25 protein-coding genes are annotated in these 23448 nt (G+C 43.1%); 15 read left to right on the top strand and 10 right to left on the bottom strand.

Going from position 1 to position 23448, the window contains the following annotated elements; translation table 11 throughout:
- Together F6J94_RS06125 and F6J94_RS06120 are read right to left on the bottom strand one after the other, a co-directional pair.
- Window positions 1-175: NINE protein (locus F6J94_RS06125; RefSeq protein WP_293038077.1), on the bottom strand; the 175-nt coding region annotated here is incomplete at its 3' end.
- Between the two features lie 172 nt (window positions 176-347).
- Window positions 348-1313 carry a hypothetical protein gene (locus F6J94_RS06120; RefSeq protein WP_293038071.1) on the bottom strand — a complete coding sequence of 322 codons (966 nt, stop codon included), beginning with the start codon at window positions 1311-1313 and terminating at the stop codon, window positions 348-350.
- A gap of 901 nt (window positions 1314-2214) precedes the next feature.
- On the opposite strand from F6J94_RS06120, the gene F6J94_RS06115 reads away from it, so the two are divergent.
- The gene (locus F6J94_RS06115) at window positions 2215-2502 is read left to right on the top strand and encodes a DUF433 domain-containing protein (RefSeq protein ID WP_008190258.1); all 288 of its coding nucleotides are present in this window, start codon (window positions 2215-2217) and stop codon (window positions 2500-2502) included.
- 213 nt (window positions 2503-2715) lie between these two features.
- On the opposite strand, the gene F6J94_RS06110 is transcribed toward F6J94_RS06115, so the two are convergent.
- On the bottom strand, window positions 2716-4200 hold the full coding sequence (locus tag F6J94_RS06110; RefSeq protein WP_293038064.1) for a putative Ig domain-containing protein: 1485 nt from the start codon (window positions 4198-4200) through the stop codon (window positions 2716-2718).
- A 483-nt stretch (window positions 4201-4683) separates the two neighbouring features.
- Between F6J94_RS06110 and F6J94_RS06105 the strand changes: the two genes are divergently transcribed.
- Entirely contained in the window at window positions 4684-6846 is a 2163-nt protein-coding gene (locus tag F6J94_RS06105; protein WP_293038062.1) for a phage tail protein, read from the top strand.
- A gap of 187 nt (window positions 6847-7033) precedes the next feature.
- The gene (locus F6J94_RS06100) at window positions 7034-11002 is read left to right on the top strand and encodes a DUF6519 domain-containing protein (RefSeq protein ID WP_293038060.1); all 3969 of its coding nucleotides are present in this window, start codon (window positions 7034-7036) and stop codon (window positions 11000-11002) included.
- Here F6J94_RS06100 and F6J94_RS06095 read toward each other — a convergent pair.
- Complete coding sequence (locus F6J94_RS06095; RefSeq protein WP_293020778.1) at window positions 10977-11126, bottom strand: hypothetical protein; 150 nt, start codon at window positions 11124-11126, stop codon at window positions 10977-10979. The two genes, F6J94_RS06100 and F6J94_RS06095, sit on opposite strands and share 26 nt — an antisense overlap.
- Before the next feature lie 134 nt (window positions 11127-11260).
- On the opposite strand from F6J94_RS06095, the gene F6J94_RS06090 reads away from it, so the two are divergent.
- Window positions 11261-11413 (top strand): hypothetical protein, encoded by a 153-nt coding sequence (locus tag F6J94_RS06090; protein ID WP_293020779.1) that lies wholly within the window; start codon window positions 11261-11263, stop codon window positions 11411-11413.
- Here F6J94_RS06090 and F6J94_RS06085 read toward each other — a convergent pair.
- Together F6J94_RS06085 and F6J94_RS06080 are read right to left on the bottom strand one after the other, a co-directional pair.
- Window positions 11356-11928 carry a Uma2 family endonuclease gene (locus F6J94_RS06085; RefSeq protein ID WP_293020780.1) on the bottom strand — a complete coding sequence of 191 codons (573 nt, stop codon included), beginning with the start codon at window positions 11926-11928 and terminating at the stop codon, window positions 11356-11358. The two genes, F6J94_RS06090 and F6J94_RS06085, sit on opposite strands and share 58 nt — an antisense overlap.
- 69 nt (window positions 11929-11997) lie before the next feature.
- Window positions 11998-12138: a hypothetical protein gene (locus tag F6J94_RS06080; RefSeq protein ID WP_293038058.1), complete on the bottom strand. Its 141-nt coding sequence runs from the start codon at window positions 12136-12138 to the stop codon at window positions 11998-12000.
- 112 nt (window positions 12139-12250) lie between these two features.
- Here F6J94_RS06080 and F6J94_RS06075 point away from each other — a divergent pair, with 112 nt between their 5' ends.
- The 5 genes from F6J94_RS06075 to F6J94_RS06055 all read left to right on the top strand — a co-directional run bounded on the left by F6J94_RS06075 (window position 12251) and on the right by F6J94_RS06055 (window position 15509).
- Window positions 12251-12502: a hypothetical protein gene (locus F6J94_RS06075; RefSeq protein ID WP_293038056.1), complete on the top strand. Its 252-nt coding sequence runs from the start codon at window positions 12251-12253 to the stop codon at window positions 12500-12502.
- Window positions 12492-13505 carry a YheC/YheD family protein gene (locus F6J94_RS06070; protein ID WP_293038054.1) on the top strand — a complete coding sequence of 338 codons (1014 nt, stop codon included), beginning with the start codon at window positions 12492-12494 and terminating at the stop codon, window positions 13503-13505. Before F6J94_RS06075 ends, F6J94_RS06070 begins: the two co-directional genes overlap by 11 nt.
- Window positions 13506-13745: 240 nt before the next feature.
- A complete protein-coding gene (locus tag F6J94_RS06065; RefSeq protein ID WP_293038052.1) occupies window positions 13746-14381 on the top strand; it encodes a type I restriction endonuclease in 636 nt (211 codons plus the stop codon).
- A gap of 217 nt (window positions 14382-14598) precedes the next feature.
- Window positions 14599-14742 (top strand): hypothetical protein, encoded by a 144-nt coding sequence (locus F6J94_RS06060; protein WP_366510760.1) that lies wholly within the window; start codon window positions 14599-14601, stop codon window positions 14740-14742.
- A 179-nt stretch (window positions 14743-14921) separates the two neighbouring features.
- Window positions 14922-15509 carry a class I SAM-dependent methyltransferase gene (locus F6J94_RS06055; RefSeq protein WP_293038050.1) on the top strand — a complete coding sequence of 196 codons (588 nt, stop codon included), beginning with the start codon at window positions 14922-14924 and terminating at the stop codon, window positions 15507-15509.
- Here the strand turns inward: F6J94_RS06055 and F6J94_RS06050 are convergent.
- Window positions 15466-15612, bottom strand: coding sequence for a hypothetical protein (locus F6J94_RS06050; protein WP_293038048.1), 147 nt, complete (start codon window positions 15610-15612; stop codon window positions 15466-15468). The two genes, F6J94_RS06055 and F6J94_RS06050, sit on opposite strands and share 44 nt — an antisense overlap.
- Before the next feature lie 76 nt (window positions 15613-15688).
- Here F6J94_RS06050 and F6J94_RS06045 point away from each other — a divergent pair, with 76 nt between their 5' ends.
- The 3 genes from F6J94_RS06045 (at window position 15689) to F6J94_RS06035 (ending at window position 18395) form a co-directional block, all read left to right on the top strand.
- Complete coding sequence (locus F6J94_RS06045) at window positions 15689-15982, top strand: hypothetical protein (RefSeq protein WP_293038046.1); 294 nt, start codon at window positions 15689-15691, stop codon at window positions 15980-15982.
- Window positions 15983-16057: 75 nt separating this feature from the next.
- Window positions 16058-17527, top strand: a complete 1470-nt coding sequence (gene gatA / locus F6J94_RS06040) for an Asp-tRNA(Asn)/Glu-tRNA(Gln) amidotransferase subunit GatA (protein WP_293038044.1) — start codon at window positions 16058-16060, stop codon at window positions 17525-17527.
- Between the two features lie 19 nt (window positions 17528-17546).
- On the top strand, window positions 17547-18395 hold the full coding sequence (locus tag F6J94_RS06035; protein WP_293038042.1) for an alpha/beta fold hydrolase: 849 nt from the start codon (window positions 17547-17549) through the stop codon (window positions 18393-18395).
- Window positions 18396-18435: 40 nt separating this feature from the next.
- Here the strand turns inward: F6J94_RS06035 and F6J94_RS06030 are convergent, their stop codons facing one another.
- From F6J94_RS06030 to F6J94_RS06020, 3 genes are all read right to left on the bottom strand, one after another.
- Window positions 18436-19143, bottom strand: coding sequence for an ROK family protein (locus F6J94_RS06030; RefSeq protein ID WP_293038073.1), 708 nt, complete (start codon window positions 19141-19143; stop codon window positions 18436-18438).
- 110 nt (window positions 19144-19253) lie between these two features.
- On the bottom strand, window positions 19254-20159 hold the full coding sequence (locus F6J94_RS06025; RefSeq protein ID WP_293038040.1) for a S1 RNA-binding domain-containing protein: 906 nt from the start codon (window positions 20157-20159) through the stop codon (window positions 19254-19256).
- Between the two features lie 77 nt (window positions 20160-20236).
- Complete coding sequence (locus tag F6J94_RS06020; RefSeq protein ID WP_293038038.1) at window positions 20237-20980, bottom strand: dienelactone hydrolase family protein; 744 nt, start codon at window positions 20978-20980, stop codon at window positions 20237-20239.
- A 658-nt stretch (window positions 20981-21638) separates the two neighbouring features.
- Between F6J94_RS06020 and F6J94_RS06015 the strand changes: the two genes are divergently transcribed.
- The 3 genes from F6J94_RS06015 (at window position 21639) to F6J94_RS06005 (ending at window position 23441) form a co-directional block, all read left to right on the top strand.
- A complete protein-coding gene (locus tag F6J94_RS06015) occupies window positions 21639-22625 on the top strand; it encodes a GntR family transcriptional regulator (protein WP_075896794.1) in 987 nt (328 codons plus the stop codon).
- Window positions 22626-22822: 197 nt separating this feature from the next.
- On the top strand, window positions 22823-23155 hold the full coding sequence (locus F6J94_RS06010; RefSeq protein WP_293038036.1) for a hypothetical protein: 333 nt from the start codon (window positions 22823-22825) through the stop codon (window positions 23153-23155).
- Window positions 23148-23441 carry a hypothetical protein gene (locus F6J94_RS06005; RefSeq protein ID WP_293038033.1) on the top strand — a complete coding sequence of 98 codons (294 nt, stop codon included), beginning with the start codon at window positions 23148-23150 and terminating at the stop codon, window positions 23439-23441. The genes F6J94_RS06010 and F6J94_RS06005 overlap by 8 nt, the downstream gene beginning before the upstream one ends.
- Window positions 23442-23448 lie beyond the last annotated feature (7 nt).

Raw genomic sequence — 23448 nt, 5'->3', positions numbered from 1 at the left:
CTTCAACCATTCCTGGTATCAGAGCTAAATCTACAAGTTGCCCAAGTCCAAAAAAACCCCATGTAAATAACCAGATTATTCCACTAATGTACTTACCAGTGTAAAAACGGTGGGCGCCGGAAAAACCTAATAAACAGGTAAACCATAAAAGGTAAGCTATTTCAGTTTTTCTCATGATTGAACTACTCCTTATCTAAATATTTGCTCGTTAATTAGTTCGTAGGGTGCGTTAGGGGCGGGCTTGCCCTGATGTTATCGGTAGCCAGTGTTGGCAGAGCCCGCATAGTTTTTGAGGTTATGATAAAAAAGCCATATTTTTCATAACCTAGTTGTAAATTAAATAGCTTCTATTCTTCTGGAGTAACCGACACATTCCGTAACTCAGTATTGATATAACCAGTGTAATAAGAGCTCTTCAAATGATTTCTAAATTGCAGGACATCTATCTGGTTGACATCTAGTGAAACTCCCTTAAAAGTAATAATCGCTTCTATTGGTATATCCTTAATTAAGCTATTTTTTACAGAACCATCACGGTTATTACTATATGTACCCAATTCAACTTTTGTGGCCACATATTCTTTACCTTGATCCAATAGTCTACTTCTTCCATATCCATAACGGCTATTAGAATACAAATTCAAGTTAACATTTTCTTTGGTACTTGTGATTAATATAGCGCAACTTATGGATTGAGTACTTGAATTTACATTGTAGGATTTTTGGCAACTTTTCAATTCATAGATAATACCTTCCAGCTCAACTGATTGGGATGGAACTGTAGTCGGTGTAGGTTCAGTAATTACTGAAGTTCTCGTAGCTTGCGATATTGTGTCAGGCTTACCAAGATTTTTAAGCGTTTTATTTTCAGTCTTGAGGTCTTGGATTCTTTCGTTTAGTTTATCCTTGTCTGTTTCCAAATCCTTGACTTTATCTTGGAGGTCTTTGACTTGTAGTTTCAGCTCCCTTGATTGTAAAGACTCATCATTAGTGAGTCCTACGAATGCTGGAAATTTAGCCACAATAACTTCTCGAAGTTTATATCCTCCAAAGGCAGCTAATGGTGCTGTCAAAATCATTAGGATTAAGGCAAACTTGAAATAGTTTGTCCATTGTCGCATTCTCAATTCTCTATTCATTTGTTTACAAACCTCATCAATATCATTTTCACGAAGTAGATCGGATAGTCCTAATTCCCTTAAACTATCCTTAACCGTTTCAATGGTGATTCTGCCTTCCAGCTCATTTTTACGTTTGGAAAGCCGTTCTACTAATCCTTGGAATTGTTCTTCGGTTAAGCTATTTTTGATCATTTGCTTTATTGACCTTAACTTGATATTATTTATAGCTACCTTAAACTATTTATTTTTTGGTATTATCAGAAATCAATAATGGAGTTGCTCAGTTCTTCAGTAATGGTAGATGTCAATAAAATTAGGGCTTGAGATTGGTAGAGATAATACCAATCAATTCGTTATTGATATCTGATTTACTTTACAAAACCAGTATTACACACAATTCTAACAATTTTAGTTAGTCTAAGTTAAATTCATCAAAGCTTTACATTTATGAGTTTTTATCATAAATACTTTGATAATAGATAATTACGAACAGCTTATGAGTAAAGGATTTAAGGGATTTTTGTCCTAGTAAGTAGGAAGTATAAAGTAGGGCATGAGCAGTCAATGAAGTGGTCTGAAGCACTACCGAAGCTACATGAAGTAAATTAAGATTAATCTAGTATTTATATTTGAGATGTGAACAAATAATCCCAAGGTTTAGGAAACCTAAAACTCCCAATAGGTAAGAGCAGTAAGGAATACAGAGTTTTTTAGTTTATCAAAAATCACAATCTAGTTTTACAACTCATTTATCAAAAAACAGTACAAATACTCATTGCCAAATCAAAATAAATTTGATAAAACTATCAATACTAATAGGGAGAGGTGAGAAGTTGGCTGTAGCGTAAACATCATCACCACCAAGCCCAAATCGTAAAACCAGATAACCAAGCAGTAAAGTAATAAAACGCGATGTTCCTTTGGAACCGCTTCGCGAACGCGCTGTTGCTGAATCAAGCTATTAACCAACAATAGAATTAGCTTGTGCTAACGTCAGCTGACCGCTGACCGCTGACCGCTGACGGCTGAATGCTTACCTTAGATCTTATTGGTAAATTAGAGATACCACTGGTTTCCCAAAGCAAAGAGCCTTATGACTGCTAAAACAATCTCGCGCTACGTTACTCGTAATCCGGAAATTTTGAACGGAGAACCAATCATCATCGGCACTCGGACATCTGTCCGTGCTATTGTTGGTTTATGGCGCTTGGGTATTATGCCAGAAGAAATTCTAAACCATTTAACTCATTTGACTCTGGCGCAAGTATTTGATGCCTTAAGTTTCTATCTTGACAATCAGGGGGAGATTAATGAGTACATTGAGCCGAACCAAGTCCCTGATGAATTGGTGCATCCATCTGTAAAGTCTATCTTAGGTTGATCGTGAACTAAAAAAACGCGATGTTCCTTTGGAACCGCTTCGCCATCGCGCTGTTGCTAAATCAAGCTATTAACTAAAAATAGAATTAGCTGGTGCCAAGGGAGTCAGTACTTAATTTCGTGACTCCCATAACCGCTGACGGCTGATCGCTGACCGCTGACCGCTGACGGCTGACGGCTGACCGCTGACCGCTGACCGCTGAATACTTAAGCTCTACAACAAACCAATGATGCTAATCGTGAATGTGCTCTTATCAAAAAAGTCGCTATTGCCAGGTGCCAGGGCAAAGTCAACTACCGAGCCTTTTTGCACTTTGCTCGATACAGTGAAATAAACCCCAACACCATCATTGCCATGGATTGCGTCAGACCAGATTTTAGTACCATCAACAAAGATATAGGCAATCACACCATCGCTGGCAGTACGACTGTCTTTCTTGGCGAGGTGACCCTTGAAGGTAACTTCCCCTTCAATGTCACTAACCCAGCGACGAACTCCCCACTGCTCAACCCTTTTCCGTCTACCGGTGGTTTTCGGACCGTTGGGATGAGCAATAGTGTTAGATAGCTCAGTCCAGTATTTTCCTTGCTTCACTTTCCAGGATCCCTCAGTGTATTCCTGCATTTCATGGAAATCAGCACTGGTCAGGGAACCATCGTAGTAGCCATAGAACCAGTTATGCTCTCCTTGAGTATCAGAAAAATCCTCCACTGAATTGGCAATTTCAGTACGCACGGGAACATGGTTAACCTGAAGTTCAAAGGCATCGCTGACGGTTTTGCATAGCTCGTCAGAGGCTGTTACAGTAATTGTGGTTGTGCCAATGTCATCGCTACTGGGAGTACCACTGAACGTAGTGCCATCGAAATCCAACCAGCTCGGTATGGTTGCACTCAAGCTCAGACTATCTCCATCGGTATCGCTAAATGTTGCTTCCCCAATTGTCAGGGTAAAAGACTCATTCTCGTTAATGGTTTGAGCGCCAATGGGATTAGTCACCACAGGGGCAGAATTATTCGGGGGTTCATAGACGTAGAGAGATCCACACTTTTCCCAGCGAACTTCATCGAGACTGGAACGGTCTTTGTTGGTATTTGTAAACCAATCGCCATTAATCTTTAAATAATCCAAATCTGTCAGCACTTGCATTATCTCTAAATTCGTCGCTGCTTCATTGCTGTCAGTTTTTATCCATCCACCCTCTGCATTAAGGGGGATTGTGTAGGGAGTCCATTGGTCTATAGTGGGCGTCGATACATGGTTCTGTAGTTCCAAACCACCACCACTTATTGTTAAACCACTTATTGTTAAACCATTTATTAAACTATTATTTAAACTATTGATATCCTCGGTAATCTGATCGCTATTTTCCAAATTAACCTCAACAGCAAACCTGAGGTTTCCATTGAAAAAACTGGATTTGTCACCAACAAACTTCTCGGGAGCAACGTAATCGTAGGGTCCATCACCGACTTGATCATCATTATGAATGTAGCCACCAGTGATGAATCCACAGATTCTAGACTGTTCGGGGTCAACTTCTTGATCATTAACGTCAACAACGCTCCAACCCTCTGTGCCAGTATCAAAGTGACTGACCGGCTCGATTATGCTTTCAATCGCCTGAGCTGGCTGTGGAATCATGAGCATAGCACCAGACAATAGTGCCGCCCACAGAACAATACGGATTTTTTTCATCGAAAATTTCGCAGCAGAATACACCACTTAAACCCTGAGGGTTAGAGTTAGCAAGGAGCTTTCAAAGTGTGGACGCAATACCGCACTCAGCCCCTTTCCGCTGCACCTCCAACTAATGGTTTACAGATTAATCGGGTACTACGTGTAAGTAGCCCTGTTGTTTTTTGCTGTATGTAACTGCAAACAGCTCAATGGTCTCCTTTGGGGAAACCGTAGCTAAAGTATGGTGCAAGGCTATGCAGATATTGAATTTTGCCCAAATTATAATTTTATAGGAGTTTAGGCTTTTTAGATATTATTTTTGATTTACAAGCTCGTATATCTTGATAGATAAGGGTTTCAGGAATTATCAATTACCTTTACTGCTCCCCTTATTAAGAATCTATATTGTTTATTACCATAAGATGCGCATCTGATCAAATCCTGTTATTTTTGACTTTTGAGTTCTCTATAATCTCCCTGGTGAACAACGGTATTCCTAAGATGAACCAATCAACCGAGCGGCTTTATAATCTATTACCTGCTATCTACCGGCAGCGAGATTTTGCCCAAGGGGAACCCCTACGGGCGCTGTTGGCAGTAATGGAAAAGGAACTCCAGATTATAGAAGCTGATATTGAAGGCTTGTATGACAACTGGTTTATTGAAACCTGTGATTCCTGGGTGATGCCCTATATTGCTGAGTTACTGGGCATCGAGGATTTAAATGATGAAAAGCAGATTATCTTCAGCCAACGTACCCGGATTGCTAATACAATTCGTTACCGTCGCCGTAAAGGGACTACTGCCACTTTGGAAATGGTGGTTCAGGATGTAACTGGCTGGAAAGCCAGGGTAGTAGAATATTTTGACTATATCGCCACAACCCAGCATCTGTCTCACATCCGCCCAGGGAAAGGGGGTACCTTTGACCTGCGTCGAACCGATGCCCTAGAGCGCCTAGACAGTCCTTTCAACACTGCTGCCCACACTATCGATATCCGTCCCTTTGAATCCAATCGCGGTAGATATAACATCCCCAGTGTAGGTGTGTTTTTGTGGCGTCTGGAAAGCTACCCGGTCAGGAATAGTAATGCTTATGCCATTACCGAACAACGGAATGTTGCCTATTCCTTTGCCCTCGGTCAGGATCCAGAACGCTTCCAAAATACCATTGTTGCGGTGCAATCGGCCTCAACCCAGCGCAAGTATACCTTTCAAGTCACTCCCTTACCGAACAAAGGTCGCTATACCTTCCATCCTTTGGGTTATGACATGCCCTTGTTTAACCGTCCTCAAACTAGAACCGAGTTTAGCGAGGTGGCGGCAGCAATTAATGTACCCCAAGCGATCGCATCCCAAGCTTTTCAGGAAGAGTTACAAGACTACTACGGTGATCTCAGCAGTGTCACGATTATTAAAAATGGTCAACTGATCCCAATCGATAAGGTAGAAGGGAGGGATTTGCGCAACTGGAGTCGCCCTTCCGAGGGGAAAACCGTAGCTGTGGATGTGGATTTGGGACGCTTGACTTTTGCGGAAGGGGAAGACCCGGAGCCAGATCAACTACAAGTCAGCTACAATTACGGATTTAGTGCTGACCTTGGTGGTGGACCCTACAGCCGACGCCAAAGCTTAACCCAGACCTCTAACACGGTATGGTTTGTTTCAAAAACCCATACTCCCAAATCTGAGCAATGGTTTACTAGCTTGCAGGGAGCCCTCAAGGAATGGGTAAACCGTGGCAAGCTCGGAGTTATCCGAATTATGGATAACAGTACCTATTACACTCCCCTGCAACTGAGCAATCTTAAGGGATTAGTGATTGAAGCCGCTGATGGCGCTTGCCCTAGTATCCATCCCGTGGATGGAAAGTTAACTGTAGTGGGGGCAGCAGCGGGGTCAACCTTAGATCTCAATGGCTTGCTGATCAAAGGTGCGATCGCAATTCAAGGGAATCTGAGACTGAACCTAACCCACTGCACCGTGATGGCAGAAGAAGGTCAAGCCAGCATAGTTGTCGAAGAAGGACAGACAGCTGATTTACAGCTAATGATTAGACACAGCATTGTCGGACCATTACGCCTACCAGCACAGAGTGCTAACTTAACCATCCAAGATAGTATTATTGATGGCGCTGGGAAATTTGCGATCGCATCTGTTGCTAACAACAGTTACGGACCCCCAACCACTATGGCAAGAACCACTGTTTTCGGTCAAGTCGCTGTCCAGGAAATAATCTTGGCTTCAGAAACTATCTTCACAGATACTGTCACCGTTGAACAACGACAGGTTGGTGGGATACGCTTCTCTTATGTTCCGTCCGGTTCCCAAACACCGAATCGCTATCAGTGTCAACCTGACCTATTCCTGGAACAAGAGGCACAGCGGCTAGGACGCAACAGTATCGACGAGTTGACAGCAGCCGAAAATACCACATTACTAACTAACCAGCAACCTGTTTTCACAACTCTTAACTATGGTCAACCGGGCTATGGCCAATTGACCTTTGACACTCCTGAGGGAATCCGCACCGGTGCTGAAAATGGCTCTGAGATGGGAGCATTCAATCCCTTAGTGCAGCCCCAGCGCCAAGCTAATTTAAAAGCAGCCCTCAATGAATACTTGCGCTTTGGTCTTCAGGTAGGGGTATTTTATGTGACTTGAGAAGGCAGAATGTAGAATGTAGAATGCAGAATGCAGAATTCTTAATTCTTAATTCTTAATTCTTAATTCTTAATTCTTAATTCTTAATTCTTAATTCTTAATTCTTAATTCTTAATTCTTAATTCTAAAAATTGTAGGTAATTGTGTGTAGGTATCTGATATCTAATCTGAGAATAAGGAGGGTTTGATGAAAGGGGATTTTACTCGCTTCACATTTAATCGCAACAAACACTACAGTAGCGTCCGGATGCAGCAAGGTAGGGTATTGCTGGATGCGGATTGGAATGAACAGCTAGATATAAGTGCCTATCGCGATGGGACAATTGCTCAAGATACGATTGGACTCAATGGTTTCCCCACTGATACTCAAAATGGTGTTCTGAGTAATACCAGTAGCAGCTTTCAACTTACAGTGGGTGACAATGGTAGCACGTTGACCATTGACAAGGGACACTGCTATGTGGATGGCATCTTCTGTGAAAATGATCAGCAGGTGGAATATACCAAACAACCGGATTTGCCTCAGGTAGAACTGGACAAAACCTCAGGTTACTACTTGGCTTATCTGGATGTCTGGCAACGGCACATCACAATTATTGAAGACCCCAGTATTCGAGAAGAAGCTCTCGGTGGACCAGATACCAGCACCAGGACTAAGACCGTTTGGCAGGCTAAGCTGCTTAAGGTGGAAGCGGATATTAATAACGAATTAGATAATAACACATTATCTGAACTATGGAATAACTGGGTTAACGTTGCTAATAACAAAGGACAGCTTTTAGCCCGTACTCCCCAAGGGGCAGGGGGAAGTCAGGCAAATCAGTTGTACCGTTTAGAAATTCATCAATCCGGAGAATTAGGGCAAGCCACCTTTAAGTGGTCACGGCATAATGGTGCGATCGCAGCTCGGATCGAAAGCATTGATAGTAACCGGATTAATATTGGCGGTGATTCCCAAGCTGAGTTTGCTACTGGTCAGTGGGTGGAAATCACTGATGAGCGGAATACCCTACAGGGCATCCCGGGGATATTTGTCAAGCTCAACAATGTCCAAGGGGATAACCTGTATGTGACCGAGTGGCCCAACAATCAACCGGTGACACGAGAGTCTTTGGGGACAATTCCCACAGTGCGGCTTTGGGATTCGGAACAAGCGATCACAGTGACACAGCCTGAGGGGAATGAGGGATATATCCAGTTAAACAATGACCTAGAAGTTAAGTTTGAATCGGGACACTACAGCACTGGGGATTATTGGTTGATTCCTACCCGAACCTCACAGACCGTTGAATGGAGTATAGACAAAGCCAATCCCCATGGCATTAGTCATCACTACTCTCCCTTAGCCCTACTGCTCTGTGATGGCAGCAAGTGGGAATTAGTAGAAGACCGTCGGGCTATTTTCTCTCCCTTGACTGGAGTAGTGAGTCAATCCGGGGGTACCATGACCGGCCCGTTGACCATTGAAAGTGCTCTAACGGTCAGTGATAACGTCACCCTAGGGAACAGCGATCAAGATACAGTGACTATTTATGGCACAGTGCGATCGCAACATTCATCAGGGTCACTGCGGATAGCGGATGCCTTAAACGTCTCGGAAAACCTGACCGTTGATGGTAAGGTTGGGATTGGCACAACACAACCAGGGAATTACAAGCTTAAGGTTGATGGGGGAGATACCCATTTAAATGGAGCAGTAACTGTCTCCGGGAATCTAGAGGTAGAGGGAAATGTAACATTTCGAGGGGATGTCATTGCTCGGGACGTTGATCATCAACCGGGGGATGTGTTACTGGGAGACCAGGATGAAGATAAGATTACCTTTCACGGCACATTGCGATCGCAACATTCATCCGGGAAACTGGAAATCGCTGATGCCCTCAAGGTAGCAGAAGACCTGAGTGTTGGTGGGAATGTTGGTATCGCTATAGACACTCCAGAGAAGAAACTTCATGTTGAACTCGGTGAACTCAGAGTTAGAGCTAGCCACAATTATGCAACTGCTGATATTGGAGCCTTCTATGCCCAAAATCTGACCCAAGGCATTGGGATTGGCTTTAACCGTATTGAAGCGATTGGGAGTAATGGTAGCCAAGATATTGTGATTCATCCCAAAGGCACTGGGCAAGTCATTCTAGATAACAGCAAGCTTCAAGTTAACGGTAGCCAACAAATTGTCTTTACCGACACCAACACCAGCAACAACCTGAAGTTGCAATTATGGAGCGGATATGGTCTAGGGATCAACGGTAGCACGTTGTTCTACGCTGCTAATGGCAGGCACTCCTGGCGAGACACAAATGGTACCAATGAGAGAATGGTATTAACCACAGCAGCCGATGGTGGGCTGAGTGTGCTCGGTACAGGTAACTCTTTTTTTGGCGGTAACCTACGCATTGCTGGGATTACCGAGACTCCTGGCCTTGATGTCGGTGGATTTAGTCGCAGTCAGCATATCAATAAAGATGGTGTCTTCTATCGTTACAATGGACAGGTTTATATAACCGTTGACGATAATCTCTATATCCGTGATTTTAATAATCCTAATGATAATTCTGACAATATTAGGATGCACTTCAATACCAATAATGGCAGCCTTGGTATTAACAAGACCAATCCAGGGGCAAATCTAGATGTCAATGGTAATCTGAAGCTGCAATTGGGTGTCGCAGTCAATGAGTTTTCCAATGATGGCAGTCTTGGTGGTAACAATGATTTAGCCGTACCCACCGAAAGGGCAGTAAAGAGCTATATTGACAACCAAATAAACCAAGTTGACCAGAGAAAAGCTAATCTAGCTGGTTCATCGGAGCAAGACTTTCAAGCCAAGACTCTCAACGTCAACCAAGACCTGACAGTTAATCGCAATGTTGGGATTGGGACCAATGCTAATGCTGATGCCAGACTAAGTGTGCAAGGGGATAGTATCCTATCAGGGTTTGTCTTTCTTGGGAATCAGGATACTGACAATATCGCGATTCATGGCACAGTGCGATCGCAACATTCATCCGGTGCCCTACAGGTAGCTGATGCCTTACAGGTCGCAGAAGACCTGAGTGTTGATGGTAATGTTACCTTAGGGGACACCAGCAAGCTTAACCTCAACGGTAACCAACAAATTGTCTTTACCGACATCAACACCAGCAACAACCTGAAGTTGCAATTATGGAACGGATATGGTCTAGGTATCAACGGTAGCACCTTGTTCTACGCTGCTAATGGCAGGCACTCTTGGCGAGACGTAAGTGGTACCAATGAGAGAATGGCATTAACCACAACAGCCGATGGTGGGCTGAGTGTGCTGGGCACAGGTCAGTCTTCCTTTGCCGGTAACCTAACCATTGCTGGGATTACCCAGAGCCAAGTGTTTGATGTGGGTGGATTTAATCGCACTGAGCATATAAATAAAGATGGTGCCTTCTATCGTTACGGTGGACAGGTTTATATAAGTGTTGACGATAATCTCTACATCCGTGATACAGGGGATTCTAACAATATCAAGATGCACTTCAATACCAATAATGGCAGACTTGGTATTAACAAGACCAATCCAGGGGCAAATCTAGATGTCAATGGTAATCTGAAGCTTAAAAATGGTGTAGCAGTCAATGAGTTTTCCAATGATCAAGAGCTTAAGGGTAACAGTGATTCAGCCGTACCGACCGAAAAGGCGGTAAAAACCTATGTTGATACCAAAATTAGTCAGGGTGTTGTTGCAGAGGGGGGCACAGCAACACGATATCAATTTTCTGCAGACAGAAAATTTGATGGTCAAAATATTAAAAGCTCAGGAACCCATGTCATAGAATTTGTTGAAAGGAATGACCCTTACAATGTTTTTGATGATAAAAGCAATGCGTTTATAGCCCCCACATCAGGCTATTACTTTTTTGCTGCCACATTACAATTTTCAGGAGGGAATGGTAACAGCGATGGTGTGATTATGGGCATTTATAAGAATGGTAAGACTGATGACAATAACACAACGATTATTGTAATCGAACCTGGACTGATTAAAAATTCCACAGCACAATCGATAACAGCAATGATGAAATTAGATCCTAAAGACAGTGTTGATGTCAGATTAGAAGGTGTAGATAAAAGTACCTTTAGTGTGTCTTATAGTTCTTTTATGGGATTCCTGATTGGTCAATAGTTGGTAATAAGGGAGTAGGGAGTAGGGAGTAGGGAGTAGGGAGCAGGGAAGGTTGGGTAGATAATGCGTTCGCGTAGCGTGGCCTACGGCCAATCGCGTTCGCGCAGCGGAGGCCGAAGGCCACAAGCGGTTCCTTACTGGCAGTGCCAGACGCTGCGCGAACGGAACATCGCACTTAATTCAGCTTAATCAACATCTGTCCCATCTGGCCAGATGGCGTTACTAATTCTAATAGTGTAGTTGTGAACTAGACCGGGAATGAAAACTCTACCGGTTGTTTCAATGATAATGCGATCGCGCTTAATTCAGCTTAATCAAAACTCCCTACTCCCTACTCCCTACTCCCTACTCCCTTATGTTGCTAAACTTCCCATTTTCAACCAGCCAAAAATTTGCTCTGCTGTCAACTGAAGCTCGATACCATCTAACACCACTAGAGAGTCACTTCTCTGACACAATTCCGGTTGTTGGTTAGGTAGAAAAACCAAGACCGAGCGGTCGTAAGGATCAATTAGCCATCCTAGTTGAGAACCATGTCTTAGACAATGTAAAATGTTACCTGTTACTCGGTTTGAACTCTGGCCTGGAGATATAATTTCAATAGTCCAGTCTGGAGCAATAAACACATCATCGACAGGCTCCCATTCATCATCAAATTCAATCTGGTTCCAGCGAAGAACTGCTAGATCTGAAACAATTGACCGTCCGCCAAAAGTACATCGTATATCTGGGAAAGCGTAGGCTATTTGCCGTTCCTCAACAACAGAATTAATTGTACTCGTCAACTTGCTCTGAAGTCTGGAGTGGCGAGTTTTAGGCATTGGTTTCTGGGTAATGTCACCGTTGATATATTCCCTAGGGGGTTTAGTTTCTGGTAGTTCCAGAAACTCTTCGAGAGTCAAAGGTAAGGAAGCTATCTTTACCATTGGCAGCTAGTTCGAGAAACAGATTTGACCATACTATAGCAATTCTCAATCGGGTTGGTTTTATAGCAATTATCTTTCCTCATGAGGTACAAATTTCTGGGTTTTAGGGAACAGGGAACAGCGGATCACCGGAACAGGGATAAGGAAGCAATAAGCAGTAAGCAGTAAGCAGGGAATAGGTAATAAGGAAACCAATTTTTTGTACCTCATAGCTATGATAAAATACATATCATGTCGGGATAATTGCCCTTAATAAGAATTTACCCCATCTCCCCATCTCCCCATCTCCCCACACTTGCCACACTTAATATCTTTAACACCTTTGACACCCTGCCTCTGCTCCCGATTCCCGATTCCCGATTCCCGATTCCCGTTCCCCTCCTGGGAGGGGTTAGGGGTGGGTTCCGATTCCCGATTCCCGATTCCCTATTCCCTGCTCCCTGCTCCCTGTTCCCTGTTCCCCACAACTACCACGAAGCCTTATAATTGCCTAGGCGAAAGGCAAATGCAATACGTCATCCACCGATTAAAATCGGGGTTTTCCAAACTACCGGAATTATTTCATGACCAATAAAAAGTATCGAATACTAGCTATTACTGATCATCATACCCACGGGGGAATAAGTTCAATCTATCCCCTACTGAGAACTATGGCTAAACATCCTGTTTGTGACTCTATTCAAGTGGCAAGCAGGGGAAACCCCAAAAATAAGGAATTTTTCTATGACTATACTTCCACTGAGTTAATGAGTTTGCTGGTTGACGATAACTTTGTTCCTCAAGAAAGCGGTGAACAATTCTTAAATGCTAGCATCAAAACAGACTTTAAAGATCATGATTTGATTTTTCTCAGGATAGACCGACCAATACCCGATGAGTTTTTTGAATTCATTACCAGTCATGTACCGGAAGATAAAATCATTAATCGTCCATCAGGAATCAAAAAAACAGATACAAAAGCATCGCTTCTGAACTTTCCAGAACTGTGTCCACCGATGAAACTTTGCAGTACTCTGGAGGAAATTTTAGAATTTTACCAAGAGTTTCCCATTGTTTTAAAACCTCTGCGCAGCTATGGAGGTAAAGGAATTATCAGGATAGTTGATGACCAGGCTTGGGAAGGGAATAATCAATATTCCCTTGATGAATACAAGTCAGTCATTGAAGAAAGCTTAAGGGATAGTGGTGACTATTTAGCCATGAAGTACTTAAAAAATTACAGCCAAGGTGATAAGAGAGTGCTAGTGGTGAATGGGAAAGTTACAGGAGGTTTCCTCAGGATTCCTAAAGAAGACTCTTGGATCTGCAATATGTCAGCAGGGGGTTCTACAACTGTTGGCGAACCAGATGAAGATGAAATTAGAATTGCCGAAACGATTATTCCTAGTTTCTTGGAGCAAGGCATAGTCATTTTTGGCTTCGATACATTAGTGGATGACGATGGCAAGCGAGTGTTATCTGAGATTAACACATTAAATGTTACTGGTTTAGAGGAAGCCCAAACCCACTCAGGAAAACCAGTAGTTCAAGAGTCATCTGATTTAATGTGGTCTTATATTTGTGAACATATTGGATAACTATAGCAATTTTAATTTTGGTGAAGTACTTTGCTTATCCTTTTAAGGCAGAGGGCAGAAGGCAGAGGGCAGAAGTAAGAAGGTGTTAAAGGCAATCAGCGCCAATAACAACTGTCCCTCATCTATTTTATAAACTCTATATTGGGTGCATCTCCAAGTTTTCAATTTATCACTCAGGGATGCACCCATTTTATTTGATATATAATTAAAGAATGAGTCTGTAAACAAAAATCAATCATTATGGCTACTATTATTTCTCCATCAAAACTCAGCCTTAGTGACGTAGAAGATAAATTTAAGCTCCAAGAAGTAATGGAGCCGGAGTTTTTTCCAGAGTGCGTCGAAAACCTCCCCCAACTAAGTGAACTAGAAAGGCAAATGCTCGATAGAGCAAAAGCTAATTACAAGTACTTGTCTAAAGATTTGGTACTAGAAGACCTAGTCAAAATGGTTGTTGTTTCTCCCTTATTGGATTGGGCAGGATTTTACCAACCGCCTTTTAAAGTTAAAGCAGAGTATGAAGTGTCTTTACCCATTGAAGATAAAGATGAAGACACAATTATCAAAGGACGTATTGATATTTTGGCAGCGAGCAAACCAATTTGGATAGCCGTTATTGAGTCGAAGCGTTCTGCTGTTTCCTTACAACCAGCAATTCCTCAAGCACTAGTTTACATGCTCAAGAGTCCCCAAACAGAGCAACCAACATTTGGTCTTGTTACTAATGGTGCTAGCTTTATCTTTATCAAGTTAGTTAAAGGCGAAACTCTACGCTATGCTTTATCAAAAGCCTTTGATATCTGGAATCCTGGCAATTATTTATATGATGTTTTGGGTATTTTGAAGCGTCTTGCTGCTGTTACGGCTAATTCTTAGAGGAGACACAAGTAAGCTATCAGCTATCAGCTCTCAGCTCTCAGCTAATGTGCTACGCGCACGCTGCGCGAACAGCTTTTGACTAAGCGATGCAGCAAGGGAACAGGGGGTTTCCCCCACTCGCTATTGCATCAAGACAAGAGGTAAGCATTCGTTTAGTTTTGATGGAATATAAAGCCTAAACCATGACAAAATCGTCTTTATAGAAGATGGAGAAATGACCCGCCGGGAGCAGGAACAGGTGATGGAAGAGGTAGTTATCCCGGTGTTGCAACAAGAAATTGAGCAAGGAAATGACCTGATCAATCGAGCGCTTTACGTAACTAAGGACAAAATGCTTAGATGGGTAGACTTACCCTAAACCTGAAGTTTTGAAGGCTAAGGACTTTGGTAGTAGTACACAAGAGTGATTTTAGTTACCGTTACCTTGACGCTTACCATAGCCAAATCACTACATCTTTACCACTACCCGGATTTGTTATAAGATAATTTATAAGATAATTAATACTTATACTATATCTAAATTTATAAATCAAAACTATGTCAACAAAAATTGGTGCTGAAGACTATTATGATAAATTTGCGGCCAAATATGACGAGGTGTTAAAGGCACCCAGTTCTAATGTACAGTATGTCAATGAAGCCGTTAAAATCTTCCATGGACATAATCACCATCAAGGCAGTGTTTTAGATATTGCTTGTGGGACAGGAGTCCTAAGTGAATTGTTGCAAGGAGAGTTTGACTATACAGGGATTGATATTTCAAGTAAGATGCTGGATTATGCGGCAAAAAGAGGGTATAAAACCATCCACAAGCTGATTGAAACAGCCCTGGCTGAACTTGATAGCCAGTCCTACGATTTTGTTTTTTGTTTAAGTTCGTTACTGTTTGTGGAAGACGCGGCAACAGCTATTAAGCAGATGAATCGGATTGCTCGCCAAACGATTATTTTTAGCCTTGATGAAACAACAGAGGAATATATTCAAAAGGTGGCTATTCCAGTTTATGACCACTCGAAACTTGCCCTCGACAATGCCATCGAAGATTATTTTATTGTAGGTTGGACTTCTCCCAGCCAAGGAATTACAATCCGAACTCGTATGATTTATATTGAAGCAAATAAATAGGATTTTTAATAGCAAAGGGAATCGGGAATCGGGAATCGGGAATCGGGAATCGGGGAACGGGAATCGGGAATCGGGAATCGGGAAACAAGATTGTTTTGCTCATTCCAGATAGCGTTACTAATAATACTAGTGTAGTTGTAAACTAGAGCCGAAAAAAAACTCTACCGGTTGTGTTGGAGATGATGCGTTCGCGTAGCGGTTCCTTACTGGCAGTCCCAGACGCTGCGCGAAGGGAACATCGCACCCAATTTCCCTTGATCAACATCTCTCCCACGCTACCCAAACTTCCCAAACTTACCACACGCCCAACAAACACCTGTAATAGCAATCCCTGTCGGAATTGTGAGAATTTTTGTTACCTTTTCCCGACTCCCGACTCCCGACTCCCGACTCCCGACTCCCGACTCCCTACTCCCGACTCCCTACTCCCTACTCCCTACTCCCTACTCCCTATTCCCTTTCCTAAAGCCTGAGCCCCAACCCCTAAGCACCGAATTTTTTGCCAAAATACTAGAGTTGAAATGGTTAAGTCAGTAAAGGTAGTAAGCATGGACACCGTCCGCGAGTTGCATAAACAGCTAATCAACAAAGAACGCTCAGCTGTAGAAATTACCCAAGAAGCCCTAGATAAGATTCAAGCCCTAGAGCCTCAAGTCCAAAGCTTCCTCCACATCACCTCAGACTATGCCCTAGAACAGGCCAGTCAAGTAGATGCTAAAATCGCAGCTGGTGAAGAGCTCCCGACTTTAGCCGGTATACCCATTGGCATCAAAGACAATATGTGTACCCAAGGGATTCCCACCACCTGCGGCTCCCGGATTCTGGCCAAGTTTGTCCCACCCTACGAGTCAACAGTGACCCAAAAACTGAAAGATGCTGGGGCAGTAATGGTAGGTAAAACCAACTTGGATGAATTTGCCATGGGGAGTTCTACGGAAAACTCGGCTTTTCAACTTACTAAAAACCCTTGGAATTTATCCCATGTCCCCGGGGGCTCCTCCGGGGGCTCAGCCGCAGCCGTAGCTTCTGGGGAATGTCCCATTGCTCTCGGTTCTGATACCGGTGGTTCTATTCGTCAACCGGCTTCTTACTGTGGAGTAGTTGGCATGAAACCGACCTATGGTTTAGTATCGCGCTATGGTTTAGTGGCATTCGCGTCGTCCTTAGATCAAATTGGACCATTTGCTCGCACTGTAGAAGATGCCGCTATTTTACTGAATGCGATCGCAGGATATGACCCCAATGACGCTACCAGCCTCAAAGTAGACATTCCCGACTATACTCAATTCCTCAAACCAGACCTAAAATCTAATGGTAAAGTTAAGATTGGCATTATCACAGAAACCTTTGGTGAAGGCTTAGACCCAGTAGTAGAGAAAGCAGTCACTAAAGCCATTGATCAGCTCAAAGACTTAGGTGCTGAGATTCAGGAAATTTCCTGTGCCCGATTCCGGTATGGTTTGCCTTGCTACTACATCATTGCTCCGTCAGAAGCATCAGCAAATCTAGCTCGCTACGATGGCGTTAAATATGGCTTACGGGCATCAGATGCTGACAACCTCCTTTCTATGTACACTAAAACCCGTGCTGAAGGGTTCGGTGCAGAAGTCAAGCGCCGGATTATGCTAGGAACCTATGCCCTATCCGCTGGTTACTATGATGCCTATTATCTCAAAGCCCAAAAAGTTCGTACTCTGATTAAACAGGATTTTGAGGCAGCCTTTGAGAATGTCGATGTGCTAGTCTGTCCCACAGCTCCCTCCACAGCGTTTAAAGCTGGGGAAAAGACAGAAGACCCTTTAAGTATGTATCTGACTGACCTGATGACTATTCCAGTTAATCTGGCTGGGTTACCAGGGATGAGTATACCCTGTGGCTTTGATGAACAGGGATTACCCATTGGGATGCAGTTGATTAGTAATGTATTGCGGGAAGACCAGCTATTCCAAGTAGGTTATGCTTATGAAAAAGCAACCGAATGGCATCTAAGTCAACCGGTTTTGAAGGATGAAGGATGAAGTATCAAGATAATTGATTATGTTGATTGTTGCAGGATTTATAGCGATCGCTTACGCCTTAGTTTGTACCTCCGTGTTGCTGTTGCAACATAGGCTAATGTTTTGTCCTGCCTCAGTGATTGAAAATACACCAGCTGACTTTGGTTTGCCTTACGAAGAGGTTTGGTTACCAATATCCAATCAGGGTAAAGTTGAGAAAATTCACAGCTGGTGGATTCCCTCTGACTCACCAAAAAGTAAGGTGATGCTATATCTGCACGGTAATGCCTCTAATATTGGGGGATATCTTGAAATAGCCCAACGGTTACATCAGGTCGGTTTATCCCTGCTGCTGATTGACTACCGAGGCTATGGTCGCAGCGAGGGGAAATTTCCTAGGGAATCCCAAGTTTATCAAGATGCTCAAGTAGCTTGGGATTATCTAGTCCAACAACGAGGCATCAATCCCCAAGATATTTTTGTCTATGGTCATTCCATGGGGGGAGCAATCGCGATTGATCTAGCGGTGCGTAACCCAGAAATGGCAGGCTTGATTTCGGAAGGCTCATTTACTTCCATGCGGGATATGGCAGATTATGAGAGAAAATATGGTTTCTTGCCGATCGATCTTCTGCTTACCCAGCGGTTTGACTCAATTAGTAAAATCAAGTCACTCCAAACACCTATATTCTTAATCCATGGCACTAGTGATGCCACAGTTCCTGCTAGTATGAGTCAAGTCTTGTTCGATGCTGCTACAGTTCCTAAACAGCTTTGGCTAGTTCCTGATGCAGGTCACAATGATTTGACCACTGTTGCTACTTCCGAATATCAGCAGAAAATTGGGGAATTTGTAACACAGGTTTATGTAGGAAAAGCTATAGCTTAGCGTTATAGTATTTAGCCCTATAGTATTTCACGGGTTTTTTCTAATCCCGCCACAAAGCAATACCCCCCAATAACCCAGCAACATTGGGCACTACTTTTACATTGGGGGGTAGCTCAAAGTTAATTTTTTTGGCTTCACCACCACCAATGTAAAGGTAATTATAATTAAACAAACGCTCAAGGGATGCGATCGCTTTTTTGAGACGGTTATTCCATTTCTTCTTACCATCTTTCTCTAAGGCCGCTCGCCCCAACTGTTCTTCGTAGGTTTCCCCTTTACGAAAAGGATGGTGTCCCATTTCCAGATTTGGCACCAGCTTGCCATCTACAAATAAAGCAGAACCAAACCCTGTGCCTAGGGTAATCGTCAATTCCACTCCCTGGCCAGTAATTGCTCCTAATCCTTGCACATCGGCATCATTAGCTACCCGCACCGGTTTGCCTAAGCGTTGAGATAGGGTAGTAGCGAGATCAAATCCCTGCCAATCAGGATCGAGGTTTACCGCCGTATAGGTTATCCCATTGCGCACCACTCCAGGAAATCCCACCGATACCCGTTCAAAATTCCCTTGTCCGAGAGCATGGGATGCGATCGCATCAATAATAGCATCCGGCTTAGGAGGTTGGGGTGTTTCTAAGCGACTACGTTCGGTGATGGGATTACCCACTTCATCTAATACCATCACCTTAACGCCACTGCCACCAATATCTACGGTAAGGGTATGGATTGGGCTATTGTTTTGATTCATCAGGTATTTTAGTTCACGGTTCACAGTTTACTGTCAACGGTCAACAGTCAACAGTAAACGGTCAACGGTCAACAGCCAACAACAAACATTATCGATTAAAAAGACCTAACTTATCCTTGTAATAGTTTTTGCCTAGCACGTTCAGCACGAGCTGGAGCACTAGCCATTACCTCTGCCATCTTTTCGAGCATTTCTCCTGGGTAATTTTCTAAAACCCTGGTAGACATAGAAATACGACCTTTGCCTTCATCCAAGTTAATAATCATTACCTGGATCACTTGACCGATTTCAAACACCTTGGAGAGGTCTTCAACGAAATTTTGGCTTACTTGCTTAATGTGTAGCAAGCCATTGGTTTGATTAAAGTCCACAAACACACCAAAGGGCTTGATCGCAGCTACTTTACCTTCCACTAATTGTCCCACTTCTAGCTCAGAGAAAGTAGCAGCACGCACAGCTTCCCGCTGAGAAAGCACTAGCTTATTGCGATCGCGGTCAGCTTCTAGGAAAGTGACTGTTAGTTTCTGACCAATCAAGGAATCTAGATGGTCGTGCTGACTCAAGTGCGATCGCGGAATAAATCCCCGCAATCCGCGCACATCCACGGTGACACCACCTTTATTCACTCCAGAAACCCGGACATCTAATGATTTTCCATTCTCTTGGAGTTCCATTAAATCATCCCAAACCTGCTTAATCTCCAGCTGACGCCGGGAAAGGGTAACTTGACCATCGGCATTCTGCTCCCGAATAATCAGGAAATCCATTTCCTCATCCAAGGGCAGTACTTCCGACCAATCCTGATCCGATTCTAAGGAAACTTCACGAATTGGTAGATAAGCCAGGGACTTACCACCGATGTCTACATAAGCACCATCGCTTTCGTAGTTATTTACTCTGCCACGAACCACCTGTCCCTGTTTAAACTCATAGTCGTATTCTTCTAGGGCTTGAGCAAAATCATCCATAGAAAAGGATGAATTGCTGGTGGTCGAAGAGGTTGATTTTGAATTCATGATGATTAACGGTTTAAAATCAGTGATGATTTCTGATATGGGATCAGCTGCTTAAAAAGTTGGGAGCCGGTGACAGTTTAGTCAAGTTTTTCCCTAAAGAGCTGCAAAACGTTAGCCCACGCATCAGTAGCTGCTTTTTCATTGTAGCTAGCCCGTTGGTCACAGAAAAATCCGTGGTCTGCTCCATCGTAACGAAAGACACGATAATTAATTTTATTTTTCTCAAGAGCAGCCTCAATCTGATCAACCTCTTCTGCTGGAATGCTAGCATCTTCCATGCCAAAGAAACCATAGAGTGTACCGTTAATCTCTGGTGTGCGAGTAATCGTTGGTTCACCACCGCCAGGAGTCATAGTAGTAATCCCAGCGCCATAGAACGAAGCAGTAGCTTTAATATCGGGTAAGGTAGCAGCCAGATAGGCAACATGACCCCCGAAACAAAAGCCAATAGAGCCGATGGGGTTATTTTGAACAGGGGTTTGACTCCTCAGGTAATCGATGGCCCCTTGGATGTCTCCCAGGAGTTCAGCTGCTCTGGTTTGTGCCTTGTATTCCTTGCCAATGTTAATGTCTTCAGTGGTGTAACCTGTCTCAAAGCCTGGGGCTTGGCGTTGATAGAGTGCGGGAGCGATCGCAACATAGCCTTCTTTGGCAAACCGTTCTGTGATATCCCGGATATGGCCATTCACCCCAAAAATTTCTTGCAGCACCACAATTCCAGGAAGAGGTCTTTCTGCCACCGGCATTGCCAGGTAAGCTGCTATGTCTAGATCACCATTGACCACCTTGACGGTAATGGTACGAATTTCGCTATGTGTCATAATCGATTTGGAAGGATGTGAAGCTCTTGCTTGGCAGTTATAGATGCTAAGCTAAAGGTTTTCTTGGCTTTCTGAATTCAGCGCCAATTCTACAGCAGTAGCTTAACTCTAAATTATACCTGTATTTAATAAATAAATAATAAGTTAATTAACTAGTTTACTTAATTGGATAGTTCAGTATAGTCCAGAGTATAAATTAAAAATCTATTAATTTTTATTGATTTTTATTGATTTTTATTGACTTAGTTATTTGGGAGCTAACTTAGTTATAATTAGCTAATTTTTAAACGATAAGCTATTAGGGATCAGCGATAAGCTATTAGGGATCAGCTATCAGCCTAGGCTCTACAGATGGTGCTACTTGAGATGGTATCAGCTATCAGCTAATGCGCTACGCGCAAGCTACTTGAGGTGCTATCAGGTGACGGCTGAATCCTTACTACCGAGACTTTGAATTCGATAAAATCTCGAACTATTAAATTCTCCCAAATCTTATTTTAAGCTGACCGCTGAACGCGCACGCGTGAGCTTTTAGCTCACGGCTGATAGCTGAATGCTTACATTATAGCTGAAGTGGATAGCAAAATTTGAACGAAAAGTTTAAAATATAAAATTTACCATATAATAGTGATAAACAGGGGATTTTGGAGACTCTGTAATGGTTCAGTATCATATTCAACAAGATAGTGAAATACCTGCCTCGAAGCAGCTATTTGACCAAATTCAGTTTGCGATCGCATCCCGACAATATTCCCCAGGTCATAAACTGCCCAGTACCCGTCAGCTAGCGATGGAGACGGGTTTGCACCGCAATACCATCAGCAAGGTATATCGGCAGTTAGAAGAAACAGGACTAGTAGAGTCCCATGCTGGGTCAGGCATTTATGTTAAGGCACAGGGTCATGAAGGGGGTAATCGACGTCAGGTTGGCATTCTTAACCAGTTTTCCCCCGAAGCTTACAAGGTTGTTCAAGATAGCCTCAATCAACTTCTCGGACAAGGTTGCTCCCTTAACCAAGCTAGGGAACTATTTTTGTCGGAGATTGACTGGCGGTTACGGTGTAGCGCTAGGGTACTGGTGACAGTAGAGTCACGAGACATTGGTGCTGGAGAATTGATGGTGCAGGAGTTAGAACAATCCTTGGGCATCCCGGTGCAGTTGGTGCCAATGGAAGAACTCTCGGAAGCTTTGGATCAAACTCACTCGGCGACAGTAGTTACTAGTCGCTATTTTATCGGTAAAGCAGAAGGGATTGTTGCCCCTAAATCTGTCCGTGTCATCCCTGTTGATATTTATGACTATGAGCCAGAAATTAAGCTAATTAAGAATCTCTCCAAAGGTAGCCGTTTAGGAGTGGTTAGCATCAGTTCTGGGATTTTAAAAATAGTAGAAATTATTATCCATAGTCTACGGGGAGATGAGTTGTTAGTGATGACGGCTCAAATCAAGGACAACTACAAACTAAAAGCTCTGGTTCGTAGTTCCCAGATAATTATTAGCGATCAAGCAAGTTATCAAACTGTTAAAGAGGCCATCTTAGCCGCTCGTGAAGATATTATTCGACCACCCAAGCTGATCCGTTGTGAAAACTATATTGGTAGCAAGTCGATTAATCTGCTCAAACGGGAACTGGGTTTGGGTTAACTTAACGGTTTGATGGGATTAAAGCTATGGGATATTATGGATTCTACCGCTAAAAATATCAAAAAAAGTTGTGCAGCCGTGTGACAACATTACCCCATAAGCTAAATTAATTAGTTTAAATTTACTAGTTGAACGAAAGTATTTAAATTACTAAAAATTAGCCGAAAATAATGCTCATAAAAATTTTCCTATTTTCGGTGCCAATACTACTACTGGTAGCCTGTAACTCTAAAGCTGAGCCATCAGTTGAGCTACCAGACTTTCAATGTTACGGAGAACTGCCAAAACAACTCCAAAAAAACATTGGGGAATATCGACTTGCTCAAGGTTCTGACTTTGTGAAGTCAATTCGCTCCTTTGATCAAGAAGATATAAATGTGCAGCTTACCTGTACTATCTTCACCGCTGATTTTAATAGGGATAGTCTCAAAGACTACGCCGTGTTACTAGTAAGCCAAGAAAATGCTGAGCCTAAATTTCAGCTTCTACTTAATCAGGGCAAGGGCAAGGAGAGCTCCAGCAGTGACTAGGGAATATCAACGCCTTAGTGAACCATCTGAAGGTGTGATTTACACCTCAATGAGAATGAAGCCTCCAGGAAAACTTGGTTCTGCCCAGCGTGATTATTTTCCCTTGCAGCCAGGAACACCGGAACGGGAGACGTTTGAGTCCCAACCAGCGATTAGGCTATGGAAAGCGACAACTGATCAGGCCACTGGCAAACCTCAAGATTTGGAACTGAGCACCATCGCTTTCGGTTCTGAAATTTTTTATTTCGTGGAAGGGGAACTCAAAACTATTGAGCTTGGTGACTAGTACTCTG

It is taken from the genome of Moorena sp. SIO1F2, assembly GCF_010672755.1.
Classification (GTDB): Bacteria; Cyanobacteriota; Cyanobacteriia; order Cyanobacteriales; family Coleofasciculaceae; genus Moorena.
Note: the sequence above shows the minus strand (reverse complement) of the source record. Positions and strands in the feature narration are given on the sequence as shown.